The organism is Buchnera aphidicola (Muscaphis stroyani) (assembly GCF_005080865.1).
GTDB classification, from domain to species: Bacteria; Pseudomonadota; Gammaproteobacteria; order Enterobacterales; family Enterobacteriaceae; genus Buchnera; species Buchnera aphidicola_AG.
Genome location: NZ_CP034861.1, coordinates 172,843 through 193,824, shown reverse-complemented (window position 1 = coordinate 193,824; position 20,982 = coordinate 172,843). Strand labels below are relative to the sequence as shown.

General features: G+C 25.8%; 18 protein-coding genes and 1 pseudogene. 10 read left to right on the top strand and 9 right to left on the bottom strand.

All coding sequences use genetic code 11. The features are described from left to right. The first annotated feature begins 67 nt into the window (after positions 1–67). Entirely contained in the window at positions 68–604 is a 537-nt protein-coding gene (grpE, locus tag D9V75_RS00885) for a nucleotide exchange factor GrpE (protein ID WP_158343363.1), read from the top strand. Between the two features lie 116 nt (positions 605–720). Here grpE and ung read toward each other — a convergent pair whose 3' ends face one another. Then, positions 721–1,377: a uracil-DNA glycosylase gene (gene ung / locus D9V75_RS00880; RefSeq protein WP_158344047.1), complete on the bottom strand. Its 657-nt coding sequence runs from the start codon at positions 1,375–1,377 to the stop codon at positions 721–723. A gap of 154 nt (positions 1,378–1,531) precedes the next feature. Between ung and D9V75_RS00875 the strand changes: the two genes are divergently transcribed. Then, positions 1,532–2,125, top strand: coding sequence for a peroxiredoxin C (locus D9V75_RS00875; RefSeq protein WP_158343360.1), 594 nt, complete (start codon positions 1,532–1,534; stop codon positions 2,123–2,125). Between the two features lie 121 nt (positions 2,126–2,246). Here D9V75_RS00875 and D9V75_RS00870 read toward each other — a convergent pair whose 3' ends face one another. Continuing rightward, the gene (locus D9V75_RS00870; protein ID WP_158343357.1) at positions 2,247–2,948 is read right to left on the bottom strand and encodes a DUF2076 domain-containing protein; all 702 of its coding nucleotides are present in this window, start codon (positions 2,946–2,948) and stop codon (positions 2,247–2,249) included. A gap of 269 nt (positions 2,949–3,217) precedes the next feature. Here D9V75_RS00870 and gyrA point away from each other — a divergent pair, with 269 nt between their 5' ends. From gyrA to yfaE, 4 genes and pseudogenes are all read left to right on the top strand, one after another. Continuing rightward, complete coding sequence (gyrA, locus tag D9V75_RS00865) at positions 3,218–5,764, top strand: DNA topoisomerase (ATP-hydrolyzing) subunit A (RefSeq protein WP_158343355.1); 2,547 nt, start codon at positions 3,218–3,220, stop codon at positions 5,762–5,764. Between the two features lie 144 nt (positions 5,765–5,908). Further along, positions 5,909–8,194: a class 1a ribonucleoside-diphosphate reductase subunit alpha gene (gene nrdA, locus D9V75_RS00860; RefSeq protein ID WP_158343352.1), complete on the top strand. Its 2,286-nt coding sequence runs from the start codon at positions 5,909–5,911 to the stop codon at positions 8,192–8,194. 65 nt (positions 8,195–8,259) lie between these two features. After that, complete coding sequence (gene nrdB / locus D9V75_RS00855) at positions 8,260–9,390, top strand: class Ia ribonucleoside-diphosphate reductase subunit beta (protein ID WP_158343349.1); 1,131 nt, start codon at positions 8,260–8,262, stop codon at positions 9,388–9,390. 1 nt (position 9,391) lies between these two features. Continuing rightward, positions 9,392–9,672: pseudogene (yfaE, locus tag D9V75_RS00850) on the top strand (class I ribonucleotide reductase maintenance protein YfaE). A 45-nt stretch (positions 9,673–9,717) separates the two neighbouring features. Here yfaE and pta read toward each other — a convergent pair. Both pta and D9V75_RS00840 read right to left on the bottom strand, forming a co-directional pair. After that, entirely contained in the window at positions 9,718–11,850 is a 2,133-nt protein-coding gene (pta, locus tag D9V75_RS00845) for a phosphate acetyltransferase (protein ID WP_158343347.1), read from the bottom strand. Positions 11,851–11,893: 43 nt separating this feature from the next. Then, positions 11,894–13,102, bottom strand: coding sequence for an acetate kinase (locus tag D9V75_RS00840; protein WP_158343345.1), 1,209 nt, complete (start codon positions 13,100–13,102; stop codon positions 11,894–11,896). Between the two features lie 129 nt (positions 13,103–13,231). On the opposite strand from D9V75_RS00840, the gene nadE reads away from it, so the two are divergent. After that, positions 13,232–14,038 carry an ammonia-dependent NAD(+) synthetase gene (gene nadE / locus D9V75_RS00835; protein WP_158343342.1) on the top strand — a complete coding sequence of 269 codons (807 nt, stop codon included), beginning with the start codon at positions 13,232–13,234 and terminating at the stop codon, positions 14,036–14,038. A gap of 17 nt (positions 14,039–14,055) precedes the next feature. On the opposite strand, the gene sirB1 is transcribed toward nadE, so the two are convergent. The 3 genes from sirB1 to prfA form a co-directional block, all read right to left on the bottom strand. Beyond that, a complete protein-coding gene (gene sirB1 / locus D9V75_RS00830; RefSeq protein WP_158344045.1) occupies positions 14,056–14,865 on the bottom strand; it encodes an invasion regulator SirB1 in 810 nt (269 codons plus the stop codon). A gap of 159 nt (positions 14,866–15,024) precedes the next feature. Beyond that, positions 15,025–15,858, bottom strand: coding sequence for a peptide chain release factor N(5)-glutamine methyltransferase (prmC, locus tag D9V75_RS00825; RefSeq protein ID WP_158343339.1), 834 nt, complete (start codon positions 15,856–15,858; stop codon positions 15,025–15,027). A 4-nt stretch (positions 15,859–15,862) separates the two neighbouring features. After that, positions 15,863–16,939 (bottom strand): peptide chain release factor 1, encoded by a 1,077-nt coding sequence (prfA, locus tag D9V75_RS00820; protein WP_158343337.1) that lies wholly within the window; start codon positions 16,937–16,939, stop codon positions 15,863–15,865. Positions 16,940–17,134: 195 nt separating this feature from the next. Here prfA and ispE point away from each other — a divergent pair, with 195 nt between their 5' ends. From ispE to D9V75_RS00810, 3 genes are all read left to right on the top strand, one after another. Beyond that, complete coding sequence (gene ispE / locus D9V75_RS00815) at positions 17,135–17,734, top strand: 4-(cytidine 5'-diphospho)-2-C-methyl-D-erythritol kinase (protein WP_261979438.1); 600 nt, start codon at positions 17,135–17,137, stop codon at positions 17,732–17,734. Position 17,735: 1 nt separating this feature from the next. Continuing rightward, positions 17,736–18,014, top strand: a complete 279-nt coding sequence (locus D9V75_RS03035; RefSeq protein ID WP_261979437.1) for a hypothetical protein — start codon at positions 17,736–17,738, stop codon at positions 18,012–18,014. An 83-nt stretch (positions 18,015–18,097) separates the two neighbouring features. Further along, positions 18,098–19,045 (top strand): ribose-phosphate pyrophosphokinase, encoded by a 948-nt coding sequence (locus D9V75_RS00810; protein ID WP_158343335.1) that lies wholly within the window; start codon positions 18,098–18,100, stop codon positions 19,043–19,045. A gap of 118 nt (positions 19,046–19,163) precedes the next feature. On the opposite strand, the gene D9V75_RS00805 is transcribed toward D9V75_RS00810, so the two are convergent. Together D9V75_RS00805 and folC are read right to left on the bottom strand one after the other, a co-directional pair. Then, a complete protein-coding gene (locus D9V75_RS00805; RefSeq protein ID WP_158344043.1) occupies positions 19,164–19,397 on the bottom strand; it encodes a CvpA family protein in 234 nt (77 codons plus the stop codon). Positions 19,398–19,683: 286 nt separating this feature from the next. Then, positions 19,684–20,898 (bottom strand): bifunctional tetrahydrofolate synthase/dihydrofolate synthase, encoded by a 1,215-nt coding sequence (gene folC, locus D9V75_RS00795; RefSeq protein ID WP_261979435.1) that lies wholly within the window; start codon positions 20,896–20,898, stop codon positions 19,684–19,686. Positions 20,899–20,982 lie beyond the last annotated feature (84 nt).

The window sequence follows — 20,982 nt, the reverse complement described above, 5'->3', positions numbered from 1 at the left end:
AGAGTTATCTTGAAACATTTATTATAAAATCTATAATAAATTAGTTAATTATAAAATGGTGAAACATATGAATAATCAAAAAAATGAATTAAAAGAAAAAATGTCAAATAATGAAAACGATATAATTAATATAAAAAATAAAAAAATTGAAGAATTAAAATTACGTATACTAAAAAATAAAAAAAAAATAAATGATATTCAATTAAGAAAATTAGCTGAAATTGAAAATATCAAAAAAAAAACTGAAACTAAAATAAAAGAAATTAAACGTTTGAAAATGAAAGAGTTTTTTGAAAATATAATTCCTGTTGTAGATTCTTTCGAAGATTTATTAAATTTATCTCATTCTCTTAATCTTCAAGAAAAACCTTTCATTGAAGGAATTAAACTCACATCAGAATCTTTATTAAAAATGATGTTTAAATTTGGTATAAAAATTGAAGGAAAAGAAAAAGACATTTTTAACCCTCAAATTCATGATTCTATATCAACAAAAATCTCAAACGAAACAAGACCAAATTGTATTATTTCTGTTTATAAAAAGGGATTTTCTTTTAATACCGAAATTTTAAGAAAAGCAAAAGTTATAGTTTCTAAAAATTAAAAATAATATTTTATACAAAAAAATATTAACATATCACACAATAATTGTATTGAAAATGAATCATTAATTTTAAATAAAAATAGAAAAAATTTTAAAATTTTTTCTATTTTTTAAAACTAAAAAAACCAGTTAATTGGTTTTTTTCTATTTTTTATTAAAATTTCATTTGTTTTAAAAAAATGATTACATCCAAAAAAACCTCGATTTGCAGATAATGGAGAAGGATGAGACGATTTTAATACATAATGATACTTGGAATTAATTAGAATAGATTTTTTTTGAGCGCATTTTCCCCACAGTAAAAAAATTAAAGATTTATGGTGTAAATTAACCATAGAGATAACTTGATTGGTAAAAATATCCCATCCTATTTTACTATGTGATTTAGGCTTTTTTTCTTCAACAGTAAGTATAGTATTAAGCAAAAAAACACCTTGTTTTGACCAACTCTCTAAACATCCATGATGAAAAATATGATTTTTATGAAAATTGTTATTTAACTCTTTAAATATGTTCCTTAAAGAAGGTGGTATAGAAGAATTCTTAGGAACAGAAAAAGCTAATCCATGAGCTTGAAATTTAGAAAAATATGGATCTTGACCAAGAATTACAACTTTAATATTTTTAAATTTTGTCAAGATAAAAGAACTAAAGATTTCTTTAGAGGATGGATAAATTTTTTTTTTTAATCTTTCATGTTTAATATAGTTCATCATATTAATAAAATATTTTTTTTTTTCTTGAGAAAGTACATCTTTCCAAGTTAAACTTATATTCATTTGAATATTTATCTCTTATTTTAGAATGTAACAAAATTATTAACCAAAAAAATCTATTAAAGATTTTATTCTATTTCATGCTAAAAAGCACGATTTAAATTTTTTATATTTTATCTTTCATATTTATATAAATATTATAGGAAAACCAATGGTTTTAGTAGCTAAACATGCACCAAATTTTATAGCTCCAGCAATTTTAAAAAATGGTGAAATTATTAATGATTTTGATTTAAAAAAATATTCTGAAGGTCAATCTATCGTATTATTTTTTTGGCCAATGGATTTTACTTTTGTTTGTCCATCAGAAATCATAGAATTTAATAATATTCATGAAGAATTTAAAAAAAGACATGTTAAAATTGTAGGTGTGTCTGTTGATAGTGTTTTTGTTCATCAAGCATGGCGAAATACTCCAACTAAAAATGGAGGAATCGGAAAAATCACTTTTCCAATGGTATCTGATTTAAAACATAGTATTCAAAAATCGTACGGAATTGAACATCCAGATATGGGTATAGCATTAAGAGCTTCGTTTTTAATTGATTCAAATTGGATTGTTCGTCATCAAGTTGTTAATGACCTTCCATTTGGTCGAAATATTCAAGAAATGATTCGAATGATTGATTGCATGGATTTTTATAACCAGAATGGAGAAGTATGTCCTGCAAATTGGGAGAAAGGCAAACAAGGTATGAAGGCTTCTTTAGAAGGAGTATCTAAATATTTAAGAAAGTATTATTAAGAAAAAAATATTAAAAAATGTAAAGTCAGCAAAAATGTTTTATGCTGGCTTTATTTTTTTAATATCTTGAAATAATGAAATTATGTTATTTTTTTTAATTCTTTAAATAAAAATGACACTGTTATATAAAATTATCGTCATTAGTATCAATACAATCTTCGCTGCTGTTTATGTAGCTCATATCTTCCGAATTTGATTGATCATTTTCAGATTCTTCATATGCTGATTCATTTGATTCATAATTTACTAAATTACTATCAGCAGTAGAATCATGAATCGGTATATTCTCATCGAGATGTTCTGAAGAATGATTAATGGTATCAAATATTTCTTCTTCCGGTTTTGAATGATCAAAAACGTTCATAAGCATATTTCCTAATACCATACCTCCTGCTACACCCATTGCAGTTTGCAAAGCATTACCAAGAAATCCACTACTTCTAGGTGCGGAAACAACTGGAGAAGCATGGTATTGAAGCGGAGATTCTTTGTTTTTCCAAACATTGTTTTGATTATGAGACGTTAAGTCGGAAGAAGGGCTATTTTTAAAAAAACTAGATAAAAAACTTGGTTGTTTTTTTGTTTTTTCTAAATTGTTATTTTCAACTTTTTTATTTAACTCTTCAATTTTAAGACTCATTTTTTTTATAGCAGCTTCCTGAATTAATATAGTCTGAGTCATATAATAAGAAGAAAAAGGTTGTTTTCTAACTAATTTTTGAATCAAATTATCTGCTGATTGATCTCGATTTGCAGAATTTAATTCGGTATTTTTTAAGCGATGAAACAAATTTTCTATTAAATTTTTTTCTTCATCTTTCATATAATACCTCATTTTTAATAATATTTAAGAAGTTATTACTTGTTTAGTTATTTTTTAAATCAAAAAATACAAAATTAATTTCTATCATAATACGTTCGTTTAAAATACACAACATAAAAGATATTTTTTTATAAACTTAAATTTATTCTATATTAAAAACACTCGTAAAGAATACTTTTCTTATCAATGCATTCAATACTTCAATTATGTTATACTTTTTTATACTTAATATTATGTTATCAATCTAAAAAAAAAGAGACAATGTTTTTATGAAAGACCTTGAACAAAAGATCCCACAGGTCAATATTGAAGAAGAGTTAAAAAAATCTTATTTAGACTATGCTATGTCTGTAATAGTTGGACGAGCTTTACCTGACGTTCGAGATGGTCTTAAACCGGTTCATCGAAGAATACTTTTTGCAATGCATGTGCTTCATAATGATTGGAACAAAGCATATAAGAAATCAGCTAGAGTTGTTGGAGATGTAATAGGAAAATATCATCCTCATGGAGATTCAGCAGTATATGATGCCATAGTTAGAATGGCTCAAAAATTTTCATTACGCTATATACTAATAGATGGACAAGGAAACTTTGGTTCTATAGATGGAGATTCTGCTGCAGCAATGAGATATACAGAAGTTAGAATGTCTAAAATCGCTCATGAATTACTAAGTGATTTGGAAAAAAATACAGTTGAATTTTTACCTAACTATGACGGAACAGAGAACATACCAGAAATTCTTCCATCAAAAATACCAAATTTGTTAATTAATGGATCATCAGGAATTGCTGTAGGTATGGCAACAAACATTCCTCCTCATAATTTATATGAAGTAATTAATGGATGTTTAGCTTATATGGATAACAATAGCATTTCTTTAAAAGATCTTATAAAACATATTCCAGGTCCAGATTTTCCAACTGCTGGAATAATAAATGGAAAAATAGGAATTGAAGAAGCTTATAAAACAGGAAAAGGAAAAATTTATATTCGTGCTAGAAATAAAATAGAAAAAAATAAAAAAAACAAAAAAGAATCAATTGTTTTTTACCAGATTCCTTATCAAGTAAATAAAGCACGTTTAATTGAAAAAATTGCTGAATTAGTAAAAGAAAAAAGAATTGACGGAATTTCCGCTTTACGAGATGAATCTGATAAAGACGGAATGAGAATTGTTATTGAAATAAAAAAAGAAACAATGTCCGAAATAGTATTAAATCAACTTTATTCTCTTACGCAACTTCAAATTTCTTTTGGCATTAATATGGTGGCACTATGCAAAGGACAACCTAAAACTTTATCTTTAAAAGAAATATTAAAACATTTTTTATCTCACAGAGAAGAAATAGTTACAAGAAGAAGTATTTTTGAATTACATAAAACTAAAAATCAAACACATATCCTTGAAGGGCTGAGCGTTGCGTTAGAAAATATAGGTTTAATTATTGATTTATTAAAAAAATCAAAAAGCTCTTTAGAAGCAAAAAAATTGATTATGAATCAAAAATGGACATCTCAAAAAATTATATACTCTAATCCTATTAAGAAAGATAAGATAAAACAAACTAAAGAAAAAAACGATGTTAATGAATTAAATAATAATTTTTATTTTTTTACTGAAAAACAAGTACAAGCGATTTTAGATTTACGTTTAAATAAATTAACTAATTTAGAACAAACAAAAATTATTACAGAATATAATAATTTAACAAAAAAAATAAAATTTTTAACTAGTATTTTAAAAAATTCTGATCATATGATGGAAGTTATCAAAAAAGAACTGCTATTTATACAAAATAATTTCAGTGATAAAAGACGAACAGAAATTACAGAACATAACTCTGATATTAACATTGAAGATTTAATCAATAAAGAGGATGTAGTAGTAACTCTGTCTCATTTAGGATATGTAAAATACCAACCTCTTTCAGATTACAACGCACAAAGAAGAGGGGGGAAGGGAAAATCAGCAGCAAAAACGAAAGAAAAAGATTTTATAGAAAGCTTAGTAATAGCAAATACACATGATACTATACTGTGCTTTTCAAGCAGAGGAATATTATATTGGATGAAAGTTTATCAATTACCAGAATCTAGCAGACATGCAAAAGGCCGTCCTATTGTAAATTTATTGCCACTAAGCACTAAAGAAAGAATTACAGCAATTTTGCCAGTTCACGAATATAAAGACAACTTAAACATTTTGATGGCGACTTCGAATGGAATAGTCAAAAAAAGCGCTTTGAGTGAATTTAAAAAACCTAGAATTGCTGGAATTATCGCGATCAACCTCAGAGCCAATGATGAACTTATTGGAGTAGCTTTAACTAATGGAAACAATAATGTTATGTTATTTACACAAAATGGAAAAGTAGTTCAATTTTTAGAAAAAAGTGTGCGAACTATGGGAAGAACTGCATCAGGAGTTAAAGGTATCAAAATAAAAAAAGATGATAAAGTGGTTTCTTTAATTATTCCTCAGAAAAAAGAAAGCATTCTTATAACTACAAGAAATGGATATGGTAAAAGAACTAAAATAACTGATTTTCCTATAAAATCACGTGCTACTCAAGGAGTAATTTCAATTAAAATAACAAAAAAAAATGGAAAAATGGTTGGAGCTATACAAGTTATAGAAAAAGATGAAGTCATGATGATTACTGATGCGGGAACTCTAGTTCGAATCAGAGTTTCAGAAGTCGGTATTCTGAGCAGAAACACACAAGGTGTAATTTTAATTAGAACATCAAAAAATGAAAAAGTTGTTGCTTTACAAAGAATTGTTGAACCTATAAAAAAAATGTGTCATTAAACATATATATATGTGCGCAAACTGAAGTAATTTATTATTAATTAAATATGACATTACTAACCATTTATTTTATTAGTTTTATTCGCTACTACAGCAAATTAAAATCCATCTTTACTTTTATACTTTTTAATAAGTTCAAAAAATATGAATAATAGCTTATTTGTTATAAAGCGTAATCAAAAAAAAGAGAAACTAAACTTAGATAAAATTCATAAAGTATTAAATTGGGCGGCAAAAGGACTTCAAAACGTATCAGTATCTCAAGTAGAATTAAGATCAAGAATTCAATTTTATAATAATATAACTACTGTCAATATTCACGAAACTATTATCAAAGCAGCAGCAGATCTTATATCTCAAGATGCCCCAGATTATCAATATATGGCTGCAAGATTAGCTATTTTTCATCTTAGAAAAAAAGCTTACGGTCAATTTGAACCTCCTGTTTTATATGATCATGTAAAAAAAATGGTAAAAATGGGAAAATACGATGTTAGTTTATTAAAAAACTATTCTTCTCAAGAATATTTTCAAATGAATATTTTAATTGATCATTGGAGAGATATGAATTTTTCTTACGCAGCCGTTAAGCAACTAGAAGGAAAATATTTAATACAAAATAGAGTTACAGGAAAAATATATGAAAGTGCACAATTTCTTTATATACTGATAGCGGCTTGTTTATTTTCAAAATATCCTAAACAGTTAAGAATGAACTATATTAAACGTTTTTATAATGCTATTTCTACTTTTCAAATTTCTTTACCAACTCCAATAATGTCAGGGGTAAGAACTCCAACTCGTCAATTTAGTTCTTGTGTATTGATAGAATGTAAAGACAGTTTAAATTCTATTAATGCAACAAGCAGCGCTATTACAAAGTATGTTTCTCAAAGAGCTGGAATAGGTATAAATGCTGGACAAATTCGAGCTATTGGTAGTTTTATTAGAAATGGAGAAGCTTTTCATACTGGTTGCATACCGTTTTATAAACACTTTCAAAGTGCTGTAAAATCTTGCTCACAAGGAGGAGTTAGAGGTGGTGCTGCAACTATTTTTTATCCAATATGGCATTTTGAAGTTGAAGATTTACTAGTTTTAAAAAATAATAGAGGTATTGAAGAGAATAGAGTACGTCATATGGATTATGCAGTTCAAATTAACAAATTAATGTACCAGAGAATGTTATCTGGATCAGATATTACGTTATTTAGCCCTTCAGATGTACCTCAACTATACGATTCTTTTTTTTCTAATCAAGAAAAATTTAATAAATTATATGTTCAATATGAAAGTGATAAAAAAATAAGAAAAAAAAATGTAAAAGCACTCGATTTATTTTCATTAATAATGCAAGAAAGAACTTCTACTGGAAGAATCTATATACAAAATGTAGATCATTGTAATTCACACAGTGCATTTAATCCTAAATTAGCGCCAATAAAACAATCTAATCTATGTTTAGAGATTACTCTCCCAACTAAACCTTTAAACGATATTCATGATAAAAATGGAGAAATTGCACTATGTACTTTGTCTGCTTTAAATTTAGGAGTTATCAAAGATCTCAACGATCTCAATGAATTATCTCAATTATCTGTTCGTGCTCTTGATGAAATATTAGAATATCAAAACTATCCAGTAATAGCTGCTAAAAAATCTTCTATCTCTAGACGTTCATTAGGAATTGGAGTTATTAATTTTGCTTACTACTTAGCTAAAAATAAAGTGCGTTATTCAGATGGAAGTGCAAAAAATTTAACACATAGAACATTTGAAGCAATACAATACTATTTATTAAATGCATCTTGCGAATTAGCAAAAGAAAAAGGATCATGTTCTTTATTTCATCAAACAAATTACTATAAAGGAAAATTGCCAATAGACACGTATAAAAAAGATGTTGATAAAATATGTAATGAACCATTGCATTTAGACTGGGATATTTTACGTTCCAAAATTAAGAAATATGGATTAAGAAATTCCACTTTATCTGCTATTATGCCATCGGAAACATCATCTCAAATTTCTAATGCTACCAATGGAATTGAACCGCCAAGAGGATTCATTAGTATAAAAGTCTCAAAAGATGGAATCTTGCGTCAAGTTGTTCCTGAATATAAAAAACTAAAATCACAATATGAATTACTTTGGAGTATTCCAAATAACACTGGATACCTGCAACTAACGGCTATTATTCAAAAATTTATTGATCAATCTATTTCAGTTAACACTAATTATGATCCTAATAAATTTAAAAATAAAAAAATTCCCATGAAACAACTTCTTTATGATTTGCTTATAGCATATAAGCTTGGTTTGAAAACATTATATTATCAAAATACTCGTGATAACGCTGAAGATAATCAAAGTATTCGCTCCGAAACAATAGAAAAAGACACTTGCGAAAGTGGAGCTTGCGTTATTTGATATCAGATAAATACATCAATTCAAGTTATTTTAAAAAATAAAAAATTTACTAATTAGGTATAAAAATGACGTATACAATTTTTTCCAAAAAAAATAATAATCAACTTAAAGAACCTATGTTTTTTGGGCAACCAGTAAACATATCTCGATATGATCAACAAAAATATTGTATTTTTGAAAAATTAATTGAAAAACAACTTTCATTTTTTTGGAGACCGGAAGAAATAGATCTTTCTCGTGATAGAATTGATTTTACAAATTTACCCAATCATGAAAAACATATATTTATCAGTAATTTAAAATATCAAACATTACTGGATTCTATTCAAGGAAGAAGTCCAAATATAGCTTTCTTACCTATTATTTCCATTCCAGAATTAGAGACATGGATTGAAACATGGTCTTTTTCGGAAACTGTTCATTCACGTTCTTATACTCATATTATTAGAAATATTGTTAATTCTCCATCCTTAATATTTGATGACATTATTTCAAATAAAAATATTAATGATCGAGCTCAAGACATTTCTATTTATTACGACACGTTAATTGAATTAACTAATTACTGGCACTTGCTAGGAGAAGGAACCCATTTAATCAACGGAAAAAATATTAATATAAGTTTAAATACGTTAAAAAAAAGACTGTATCTAGCTCTTATCAGCGTGAACGTACTTGAAGCTATTAGATTTTATGTAAGCTTCGCGTGTTCATTTGCATTTGCAGAACGAGAGTTAATGGAAGGAAATGCAAAAATTATAAGATTAATTGCACGAGACGAAGCTTTACATCTTACTGGAACTCAACATATTTTAAATATCTTTAGAAATAATGAAAATAATGAAAAAATGAACAAAATTGTTTTAGAATGCAAAGAAGAAGCATGTAATATTTTTGTTTCAGCTGCAGAACAAGAAAAAAAATGGGCTCAATATTTGTTTCAAGACGGTTCCATGCTAGGACTTAATAAAGATATATTATGTCAGTATATCGAATATATTACTAATATTCGTATGAATGCCATTGGATTTAAAATGCCATTTCAAAAACGATCAAATCCTATACCTTGGATTAATTCTTGGTTAACTTCCGATTTCGTACAAACCGCTTCTCAAGAAACAGAAATTAGTTCTTATTTAGTTGGTCAAATTGACTCAGAAATATCTAAAAATGAATTTAAGAATTTTAAATTATAAAATGAATTATTCTATTATTTATATAAAAAATTTAAAAAAAAAATACTTTATAACAAACAATTATCTATAAAGCATAAAATTTCATTATTATTCATTTTAGAAAAAAATGATATTAAAATGGAATACCAATGCAAATCTGGTTATTGTGGAACATGTCGCATTCGTTTAATTCATGGAAAAGTATTATATTTAATAAAACAACCTATAGCTTCTTTTTCTGATAAATTAGAAATTTTTCCATGTTGCTGTCAACCTAATGGAAATATTCAAATTAAAATTTAAAAAAATAATTATATAGTTGAATATCTATATTTTATCTTTTAAAATTTAAACAGACTGAGCAGAAGTTAATGCAATAGTATAAATTATATCTTGAACTGAAGCTCCTCTTGATAAATCATTTACTGGTTTTCTTAATCCTTGTAACATGGGTCCAATAGAAATTAATTCAGAAGAACGCTGGACTGCTTTATAAGTTATATTTCCAGAGTTTAAGTCTGGAAATATAAAGATATTTGCAGATCCTAAAATTGGTGAATTAGGAGATTTTAATTTAGAAACTGTATTTGAAATAGCTGCATCATATTGAATAGGACCATCAATAATTAAATCTGGTCTTTTTATTTTTACAATATCAGTAGCTTTTCTTACTTTTTCTACTTGATCTCCATTTCCTGAATATCCAGTAGAATAAGATAACATTGCTATTCTGGGCTCAATGTTAAAAATTTTTGCTGAATTTGCTGATTGAATCGCAATTTCTGCTAACTCTTCAGAAGTTGGATTAATATTAATGGCACAATCACCATATATTACAACTTGATTTGGCAATAACATGAAAAAAATAGAAGAAACTAAAGAATAAACTGGATTAGTCTTGATAAGTTGAAGAGCTGGACGTATAGTATCAGCTGTTGTATTAGATGCTCCGGCAACCAATCCGTCTACTCTTCCTGATTCTAGTATTAGTGTTGCTAAAATAGTATTATTTTTTAATTGATTTATTGCAGAATATTTACTTATTCCTTTATTCTTTCTAATCTCTATTAATCTTGAAATATATTTATATCTTATTAGATCAGGATTTAATATTTCAATTTCTCTATTTAAATTTATTCCTTGTTCTTCAGATATTCTATAAATTGTTTCAGGTTGACCTAAAAGAACGCATTTAGCAACTCTAGATTCGTGACAAATAGAAACTGCTTTTAATATTCGAGTATCATATGATTCCGGTAAAATTATTCTTTTTTTACTATTTTTTGATAGTTTTTCTAAAAAAAAACAAAATTTTTTAGGTGAATATTTTAAGTTATTATATTTTTTTTTTATAAAAAAATTTCTAAAAAAATCATGATAAAAAAAACTAGAAAAATATTTTTGAATTTTATGAATACTTGATTTACTTTTCATATTAATATTAAAAGTAAAACTTTTTAATTTTTCAAAAATGTCCATAGTATTTTTTTTTGTAAAAAAAATAGTAGCGCATATATTTTTAAATTTTTTAAACAAAAAATTTTTTGTTTCTTTTGATTTTGATACTTCAGTTAATAAAATTCCTCCAATGCAAATTTTTATATTTTTAGAGTTAAAAAAATTAATAAATACATCTATAATATTAATATTTAATATTATCAAGGAAAAACTTAAATTATTTTTACTTAACAAACTCCAACAATTTGTTTCAAATAAAACTACTTCTTTTAAAATCCAGTTATTTATTGGTTTTTTATATAGAGCATTTAGATTTAAAAAGTTAAAAACATCAATTATCGAAATTTTAACTAATTTATTATTCCAAGGAATGCAAGATAATATAGGAACAGAAGATTTTTTAAAATAATTTTTTTTAAAAATTTTATAAATTTTACATTTTTGTGTATATTTTGGACATAATAATTTATCAAAAAAATTATTTTTTTCCCTAAAAGAAGAAAAAATATTATTATAAATCACTCCTAAAACATTGCTATGTTTATATAATTTACACAAAATTTCTATTTCTTTTTCTTTTTCTTTCATTGAATTTAAAGATAATTTTTTTAAATTAGATATGAATATTATTTCTGAATCTAAATTCTTTGAAAGATCATAATTGATTTGAAACGAATATTGATTTTCAATATAGTTCATTCCTTCAATTAAAAAAACTTCATATAAAAGAGATTTAGAGTAACATTCCTTAAAAATCTGATCAGACAAAGATAAATATTTGTAAGAATGCATTTTTTGTTTAAAAAGATTTTGATCATCAAGTGTATGTACAAATTTTGAAAAATATTTTTTAATAATAAATTGAGTGCTATCTAAAAAATTACTCTTTAAAGAAAAATAAAAAAAAGGTTTAAACGAATTATTAATAATTGCTTGCTTTTTCAAAAAATATATTAAACTTAAACTGATTGATGTTAAACCAATGTTATTTTCTAAAGGTACTAACATTATTATACGTGACATAATTATCCTGCTATCAAATAAGTAACCTGTTTTTTTTAAAAAATTACGTTTTATGAATAATACTTATAGTTTCTTTAGCTATTGCCAACTCTTCATTAGTAGGAATAACAAAAACCATATGTGAATTTTTTGAAGAAATCAATCCAGATTTTCCCGATTTTAAAGATAAATTTTTTTTAAAATCTAATTTAAATCCAATCAAAGATAATTTAGATAAAGTTAATTGTCTAATCAAAGGAACATTTTCACCAATACCCCCGGTAAAGACTAAAGCGTCTAAACGATTCTCCATTAAAGACATATAAGCTGAAATATATTTAGCTAAACGATGGCAAAAAATATCTACAGATATTTTTGCACTTTTTTTTAGTGTGTAATTTTTTTCAAAATAACGAAAGTCGCTACTAACTTCGCTTAATCCTAACAGACCTGATTTTTTTGTCAAAATTACTTCAATTTCATCTATACTTAAATTAAGTTTTCTGTGCATAAAAAAAATTACTGAAGGATCAATATCTCCACTTCTAGTTCCCATTACTAGACCTTCTAATGGAGTTAATCCCATAGAAGTATCTACACATGTTCCATTACAAATAGCGGAAATAGAACAACCATTTCCTAAATGACAGGTAATAATATTTAATGAACTAAATTTTTTATTTAATAAAAGAGCTGTTTTACAAGAAACATAGTGATGACTGATGCCATGAGCGCCATAACGTCTGATGTGATATTTTTTGTAGAATCTATAAGGAATAGCGTATAAAAAAGAAGTTTTAGGAATATTGTTATAAAATGAAGTGTCGAAAACTGCTACATTTTTTTTAATTAAGTGAGGATATTTGTTCATTGCTATTTTAATTCCAATTAAATTCGATGGATTATGCAATGGCGCAAAACAAACTGAATCATTAATAATATTAATAATGTTTTCGTTAATTAACGTTGATTTATTTATTTTATGTCCACCATGAACAACTCTGTGACCTATTCCTATAATTCTTTTAAAAATTTTTTCTGCTTGTAAGAAAATATGATTCAGAACAAAATCTAATGCATTTTCATGGGACATATTTGAACCTATACATACTTGATATTTTTTTTCTAAATATTGCCAAGTAACGCTTGTATCTGGTAAAAATAATCTTTCTACTAAACCAAATAAATACTTTTTTTCACTATCAGGATTCAATATTGAAAATTTTAAAGAAGAACTTCCACAATTTAAAACTAAAATTAAATTATTCAATATAATTACCTTTTTAATTGTTTTTTTAATTTAAAAAAAATAAAATATAATTGTATAAATATAAAAAATAATTTTATATTTAAAATTATATTTTTTGTTAAAATACTGTTAAGAATCTTAAAGGTTATCAAAATGACACTTCAAAATAAAATTATTCGATTAATGAAAGTAAAGTCAATAATTACTCCATCAATAGAAATTAGAAAGTGTGTTAATTTTTTAAAAAAATATCTTTTAAATCATTGGTATTTAAAATCCTTAATACTTGGGATTAGCGGGGGTCAAGATTCAACTTTAACTGGAAAATTATGTCAAATAGCCGCCAAAGAACTTAGAAAAGAAACAAAAAATAAAAAATATCAGTTTCTAGCTATAAGAATGCCATATGGTAATCAACATGATGAAGAAGATTGTAAAGATTCTATTAATTTTATCAAACCAGATCAAATTATTTATGTCAACATTAAAAATGCAGTATTAAATAGTGAAAAATCTTTAAAAATAGCAGGAATAGAGATTTCAGATTACATTAAAGGAAATGAAAAATCTAGAGAAAGAATGAAGGTTCAGTACAGCATCGCAGCTGTAAAAAAAGGAATAGTTGTAGGAAGCGGTCATGCAGCAGAGTTAGTTACTGGATTTTTTACAAAATATGGAGATAATGCAACAGATATAAATCCCATTTCAAGATTGAATAAAAGACAAGGTCGATTATTATTAAAATTTTTAAAGTGTCCTCCACATTTATATTTAAAAAATCCTACTGCTGATTTAGAAGACAAACACCCTCAAAAACCAGATGAATCTGTTTTAGGTGTAACATATAACGAAATTGATGATTATTTAGAAGGAAAAAAAATAAACGATTTAAGTAAAAAAAGAATTGAAAAATTATACTTACAAACAAAACATAAAAGAAAAAAACCTGTGACTCAATAAAAACAACATTTTCTTAATTAATGTAACACCATTTTTTTTTGTTCCATAGCATGGATTTGAACTTTAATTATTTCACTAATTGGATCTTCAGGACAGTGTTCAACGAAATAAATCAGATCAGTTAAAGCAACATGATTACATTCTAATTGAGCATATACTAAACCTCTATCTCTAATTTCATAAGGATCATTAGGGTCTATTTGAAGTAATAAATTAATAGCATTTAGTGCTAATTCCATTTTTTTTTCTTCCATTAATGCTGATTTTAATATTTCTAACATTTTTCGGATAACAGTTATTGATTCAGCTTTATATAAATCGTTCTCATATAATTCTGACGTTGGACTGATATTTCCTTTCAACCACACTTCTAATGTATGTTTATCTAAAATATCTCCATTAAAAGGATTAATTAACCATTTTTTCTTATTTGTCCAATCAGCTCTCAAAATTAATTGCGTAGGAAATATTACCGGATTTAACGGTAATTTTAATTCTTGAGCAATATGTAACAGCAAAATTCCCAATGAAACAGCAGTACCTTGATGAGTATTTAGTACGTTATCGATCCATAGCACATCTGATAATTTATATATACCACTAGCTCCTCCAAAATTCCAACGTTTATAGAATAATTCTAATAATTTTTTTAACTTTTCATTAGGTTCAATTTCTAAAGAAACATAAGACTTAGCTTCTTGAATTTTATTATGTAATTTAGACAAAACTACATCTGTTGGAAAATCTTTTCGAATAGCGCGAGAAGTTGCAATAATTGAGTCAAAAAGAGATAATTTAGAAAAATTAATACTGGAAAGCGATTTCATATTATTAGCTATAGTCATGTTTTAAATGATTAAAAATAAAAAATTATATAAAAAATTATTTGATGATACATTTTGTACCAAATATGACTTTACATTTTTGAAAAATTATTTTTTTGTTTTAATTTTGTAAAAAATTAAATTCAAAAACAGAAAAAGTTGTTATTTATTATTTATTTTTCCAGCAGTAACACGATCATTACCTCCATAATCTTTATACGATTGAATATCAATAAAATTATATTTTTTAAAAAAATGCTGTACATGTAATTTTTGTGTCCATCCATGCTCTATTAACAACCAACCTTCTTTTAATAAATAATTACAAGATTTTTTTATAATAAATTCAATATCTGAAAGTCCATTATTACTGGAAAAAAGCGCTTTATGTGGTTCAAAAAAAATATCTTTTTTTAGTAATTTAATTTCTTTAAAACTAATATATGGAGGATTACTGATAATAATATGAAACTTTTTTTTTATATTTGAAAACCAATCGCTATAAAAAAAAGAAACGTGTTTTAAATTCAACTTAAAAGCGTTTAACTTAGCTATTTGAATAGCTTTTTTTGATTTATCAACACCAACAATATTTAAGGTAGAACAAACACTGGCCAGAGCTAAAGCGATAGCTCCACAACCGGTTCCTAAATCAAGAATATTTAAACAATTTTTATTAATTTTAGATAATACTTGTTCCACTAAAATTTCAGTATCAGGCCTTGGAATAAGAGTATCACATGAAACGCTTAAAGACAAAGACCAAAATTCTTTTTTTCCAGTTAAATAAGCTATAGGCTCACCAAGTGATCTTCTAAAAATGAGGTCATCTAAATATTTTATTACTCTTTTATCTAATTCAAAATCATCATTAACAATAATCCAAATTCGATTTTTTTTTAAAACATGACTTAACAGAATTTCAGATTCATTTTGAAAATTTTTAATAAAATAAAACTTTGAAGCAGTTTGATTTAACCATTCTCGAATATTCATAATTTTATTCAGATAAAGAAGCTAGTAAATCTGCTTGATACTCCTGAGTTATAGGTTGTATGAGCAAATCTAATTTGCCTTGAAGTATTTCATCCAATCTGTATATAGTTAAATTAATTCTGTGATCGGTAACACGATTTTGAGGGAAATTGTATGTTCTATTTCTATCAGACCTCTCTCCACTTCCTAATAAAAGACGCCTCATAGAAGAATTTTCTTTATGGTTTTTTTTCATTTTTTCCGAATGAACTCGAGCAGACAAAATAGATAAAGCCTTCGCTTTGTTTTTGTGCTGAGATCGCTCGTCTTGACACTCAACTACATTTCCACTTGGAATATGAGTGATGCGAATAGCAGAATCAGTTGTATTTACATGTTGACCTCCGGCCCCTGAAGACCGAAAAGTATCAATTTTTAAATCAGATAAATTGATCTCTTCTTTTTCCATTTGAGGTCTAAATGGCATAACAGCAACAGTGCATGTTGAAGTGTGAATTCTGCCTTGAGATTCTGTTTCTGGAACACGTTGCACTCGATGACCTCCTGATTCAAATTTAAATCGACCACATGCACCTTTTCCTGTAATTTTTACTATTATTTCTTTAAATCCTCCTTTTTCTCCTTCACTAATACTCAATATTTCTAATTTCCACATACAAAATTCAACATATCGTGTATACATTTTAAATAAATCACCAGCAAAAATTGAAGATTCATCACCACCTGTAGCTGATCTAATTTCAATTAAACAACTGTTTTCATCTTCAAGATCTTTTGGTAACAATAATACTTTAATTTTTTCTTCTAAAATTCTTTTTTTTGATTTAACTAAATATAACTCCTTTTTAGCTATACTGTACATCTCCTCATCTTCTAATAAAGAGTAAATATTTTTAATATCAATTTCTAATTTTTCCCATTCCGAAAAATATTGCATGAGTTCAGAAAGTTTTAAGTGTTCTTTTGATAAATCTTTAAACTTTTTATAATTTGATATTATATTCTTATCGGAAAGCATAACTTCAATTTCTTTATAACGATTATGTAAAGACTTTAATTTATTTAACATAGAGTTATTCATTCATTATCCTATATAATAGCATTTATTTTAAAAAACATTTTTGACTTGACATTAATAACATGTATTTTATTCACTGTTAAAAAATATTAAATTTGGAAAATTTAAATTATTGTAGTAATATAATTTTTTAATTTTATATTATAATTATAATAAATTATTTATAATAAAAAATTTTCAATTTATACTAATATTAAAATGATAAATACTACATGGTTTTCTCCTGCAAAAATTAATTTGTTTCTCTACGTAACAGGCATTCGTTCAGATGGATACCATTACATACAAACTTTTCTTCAATTACTTGATTATGGAGATACATTAAAAATTATACCTAATCAAACAGGTTTTATTCAGATTTTTAATGAAAAAAAAATATTTTTAAATGTTGATAATATCATTTTTAGAGCTGCTGCGTTATTAAAAAAACAAGCTCTTATTTTAAAAAAAAAACATGCTTTAAATTACGGAGTTAAAATTTTTTTGAAAAAAAGATTACCAATAGGTAGTGGATTAGGAGGAGGATCTTCTAATGCAGCAACAACACTTATCGTCTTAAACAAATTATGGAATGTACAATTGACATTGAAAGAATTATCTTCATTAGGAGTGAAAGTTGGAGCAGATATTCCCTTTTTTATTATGGGACATACAGCACTTGCTGAAGGAATAGGTGATGTATTGTATCCAATTAAAAGCCAAAAAAAATGGTATCTAGTTGTATATCCTAATATTCCAATCTTAACAAGAAATATTTTTTCAAATCCACTATTAAGAATAAAAAAAAAAACCTATTAAAATGTTGTTAAAAAGTTCATTTAGTAATGATTTTGAACACATAATTAAAAAAAAATTCATCAAGATTAAAAATTTAATTGAAATGCTTTCTCAATACGCACCATCACGCCTTACCGGAACAGGATCTTGTGTTTTTTCTCAATTCAATAATAAAAAATCTGCACAAAAAATTTTATCTTTAATACCAAAAAATATGAAAGGATTTATAGCAAAAAGCATCGATATCTCGCCAGATCATCAATTTCTTAAAAATAAAATAATATCTTTACGAGAGATGTAAATCAAAAAAAAATTTAGTATTATACTAATAACAAAAATTAAATTTTTTGAATCAAGGTGTAAAAATAAAAAATAAGGTTTTTTATGACAGATATGAAATTATTTGCTGGAAACTCTATTCCAAAATTAGCAAAGTTTATTGCTAATAGGTTGTATATTAGTTTAGGAAGTGCAGCTGTAGGTCGCTTTAGTGATGGTGAAGTTAGTGTTCAAATTAATGAAAATGTTCGAGGAAGTGATGTTTTTATTATTCAATCCACATGTTTTCCAACAAACGATAACATTATGGAACTTGTTGTTATGGTTGATGCATTAAGAAGAGCATCTGCTGGAAGAATTACTGCAGTGATACCGTACTTTGGATACGCGCGTCAAGATCGAAGAGTTAGATCTTCACGAGTGCCTATAACTGCTAAAGTAGTTGCTGATTTTTTGTCTAGTATTGGAGTAGATCGAGTGTTAACAGTAGATCTTCACGCAGAACAAATTCAAGGTTTTTTTGATGTTCCCGTTGACAACGTATTCGGAAGTTTAATTCTTTTAGAAGATATGCTTCAAAGAGAACTAAAAAATCCCATTGTTGTATCTCCAGATATAGGGGGAGTAGTTAGAGCAAGAGCTATTGCTAAACTTTTATACGATACTGACATGGCTATTATTGACAAAAGAAGACCTCGTGCTAATGTTTCTCAAATTATGAATATTATTGGTGATGTAGCTAATCGTGATTGCATTTTAGTTGATGATATGATAGATACAGGAGGTACCCTTTGCAAAGCCGCTGAAGCTCTTAAAGAAAGAGGAGCTAAAAGAGTATTTGCTTATGCCACTCATCCTATTTTTTCTGGAAAAGCACCAATAAATTTGAAAAATTCAGTTATTGATGAAGTAGTAGTATGTGATACTATTCCATTATCAGAAAAAATTGAATCTCTTTCAAATGTACGAACTCTTACTCTATCAGGAATGCTTGCAGAAGCAATTAGAAGAATAAGCAATGAAGAATCTATTTCCGCTATGTTTGAGCATTAAATGAAAAAAAGAATGTTTATTTCAATTTTCATTCTAAGCACACTATTACTAGTGTAAATTCTAATATAGAATGTGCTTAGTTTTTTAATTACTTTAAAGAAAGTACTTGCTATAAAAATTAAGAACAATCTATCCAATAATTTATTAAATGTAAAAAAGTAGAAAAAAAAATAGAGTTTTTTATATAAAAAGTATATTTTTTATAATTAAAATAGGAAAATATAATTAAGAAAAGATATGATAAAAATAAGCCACGTAAAATTCCAATACCTCCTCCTAAGATCAAATTAAAACGAGACAATTTAATTTTTAAAATAAAAATTTTTAAAAGAAAATTAAAAAATTTTTTAATTGCAAAAAAAAAATAATGATTAAAGTTGCTATTAAAATATCATTTTCTAAACAATTTTTTTTAAAAATATGCGAATAAAAAAATAAAAAATAATAATAATTATCAAAAAAGTAAAAATTAAAACACCAAAAAATAGCAGAATTTAATTCACGATGAAATCCGCGCAATAAACCAAAAAAAAAAGAGAAAAAAATAATTAATATAATAATATAATCAACTAACAACATAAAAAATTCCAAAAAATATTTTTTAATGCCATGAATAATATCATTCGTTTAATTTTTATTTAATTTTCTAAACTTTTAGCAAGAATAAATTCTGAAACTGTAAAGAAAGAGCCAAAAACTAAAATTATATCTTTCTTATTAACAATTTTCTGAACAGTTTTCCAAGACTCGTGAATACTATTTAAAAAAATAGTTTTATGAATGGGTAAAAATTTTTTTAATTTTTTTATATTAGCAGTACGCATGTGTTTCAAAGGAGCAGCATACCAAAAATCAACTTTTCTTTTCAACGGATTAATAATACCCAAAATATCTTTATCATTTAACATTCCTAATATTGCATATAATTTACCTTGTATTTTTAATTGATTTATTTTTTTAGAAAGATACAGAGAAGCACTTGGATTATGAGCAACATCAATAATGATTTGAGGAGAACAAGAAATTTTTTGAAATCTACCAGGTAATAAAACTTTATCAATAGAGTTCCTTAAAAGAGTTTCATTAATTCTAAATCCAGCATAAAAGAAAGATGCTAAAGCTACAGATGCATTGCATAATGGTATTTGAGTTAATGGTAAACAAAATAATTTAATGTATGGATGAATAAAATTCCAAGAATTAGATGTTTTTTTCCAAAACCAATCTAAATTAATTATTTTTAATATTGCTTGTTTCTTCTCTGCCATTTCATAAATAGAATCAGGTAGATTGTTTTCTCCTATTACAGAAATTTTTTCTTTTCTAAAAATTCCAGACTTTTCACATGCAATACTTGAACGATCTTTTCCCAAAACATCAGTATGCTCTATTGCTATATTTGTAATTATAGAAAGATTTGAATCTACAATGTTAGTGGCATCCAATCTACCACCTAATCCAACCTCTAATATGATTACGTCTAATTTTTTTTTTTGAAATATCAGAAAAGCTGAAAGTGTTATAAATTCAAAATAAGTTAATAATACTGTACGTCGAGCTGATTCTACAGATATAAAAGAAGAAACATGCTCTTCTTCACTTACAAAACAACCATTAATCTTTACGCGTTCTAAAAAATTCAAAAGATGAGGTGAGGTATATAATCCTACTGTATAACCTGCATTTAAAAGTAAATTTTCTAGCATTGCACAAGTGGTTCCTTTTCCATTAGTACCTCCTACAGTAAACACAAAAGATCTTAAATTTAATAAATCTAATCTTTTAGCAACTAATTTTAAATCAGAAAGATCAAATACAATTTTTTTTTTAATTTTTCTAAATATTTTAGCCACATAGACAAGGAATAACCATTATTATTCATATTTTGTTTACCTATTTTTATTTTTTATTAATTTTTTAATATCTAAATTATTGTT

Excerpts from the sequence above, each read along its gene's own strand:
- grpE (WP_158343363.1), top strand. The coding sequence starts at position 68 with ATGAATAATCAAAAAAATGAATTAAAAGAAAAAATGTCAAATAATGAA.
- D9V75_RS00875 (WP_158343360.1), top strand. The coding sequence starts at position 1,532 with ATGGTTTTAGTAGCTAAACATGCACCAAATTTTATAGCTCCAGCAATT.
- D9V75_RS00870 (WP_158343357.1), bottom strand. The coding sequence starts at position 2,948 with ATGAAAGATGAAGAAAAAAATTTAATAGAAAATTTGTTTCATCGCTTA.
- gyrA (WP_158343355.1), top strand. The coding sequence starts at position 3,218 with ATGAAAGACCTTGAACAAAAGATCCCACAGGTCAATATTGAAGAAGAG.
- nrdA (WP_158343352.1), top strand. The coding sequence starts at position 5,909 with ATGAATAATAGCTTATTTGTTATAAAGCGTAATCAAAAAAAAGAGAAA.
- nrdB (WP_158343349.1), top strand. The coding sequence starts at position 8,260 with ATGACGTATACAATTTTTTCCAAAAAAAATAATAATCAACTTAAAGAA.
- pta (WP_158343347.1), bottom strand. The coding sequence starts at position 11,850 with ATGTCACGTATAATAATGTTAGTACCTTTAGAAAATAACATTGGTTTA.
- nadE (WP_158343342.1), top strand. The coding sequence starts at position 13,232 with ATGACACTTCAAAATAAAATTATTCGATTAATGAAAGTAAAGTCAATA.
- sirB1 (WP_158344045.1), bottom strand. The coding sequence starts at position 14,865 with ATGAAATCGCTTTCCAGTATTAATTTTTCTAAATTATCTCTTTTTGAC.
- prmC (WP_158343339.1), bottom strand. The coding sequence starts at position 15,858 with ATGAATATTCGAGAATGGTTAAATCAAACTGCTTCAAAGTTTTATTTT.
- prfA (WP_158343337.1), bottom strand. The coding sequence starts at position 16,939 with ATGAATAACTCTATGTTAAATAAATTAAAGTCTTTACATAATCGTTAT.
- ispE (WP_261979438.1), top strand. The coding sequence starts at position 17,135 with ATGATAAATACTACATGGTTTTCTCCTGCAAAAATTAATTTGTTTCTC.
- D9V75_RS03035 (WP_261979437.1), top strand. The coding sequence starts at position 17,736 with ATGTTGTTAAAAAGTTCATTTAGTAATGATTTTGAACACATAATTAAA.
- D9V75_RS00810 (WP_158343335.1), top strand. The coding sequence starts at position 18,098 with ATGACAGATATGAAATTATTTGCTGGAAACTCTATTCCAAAATTAGCA.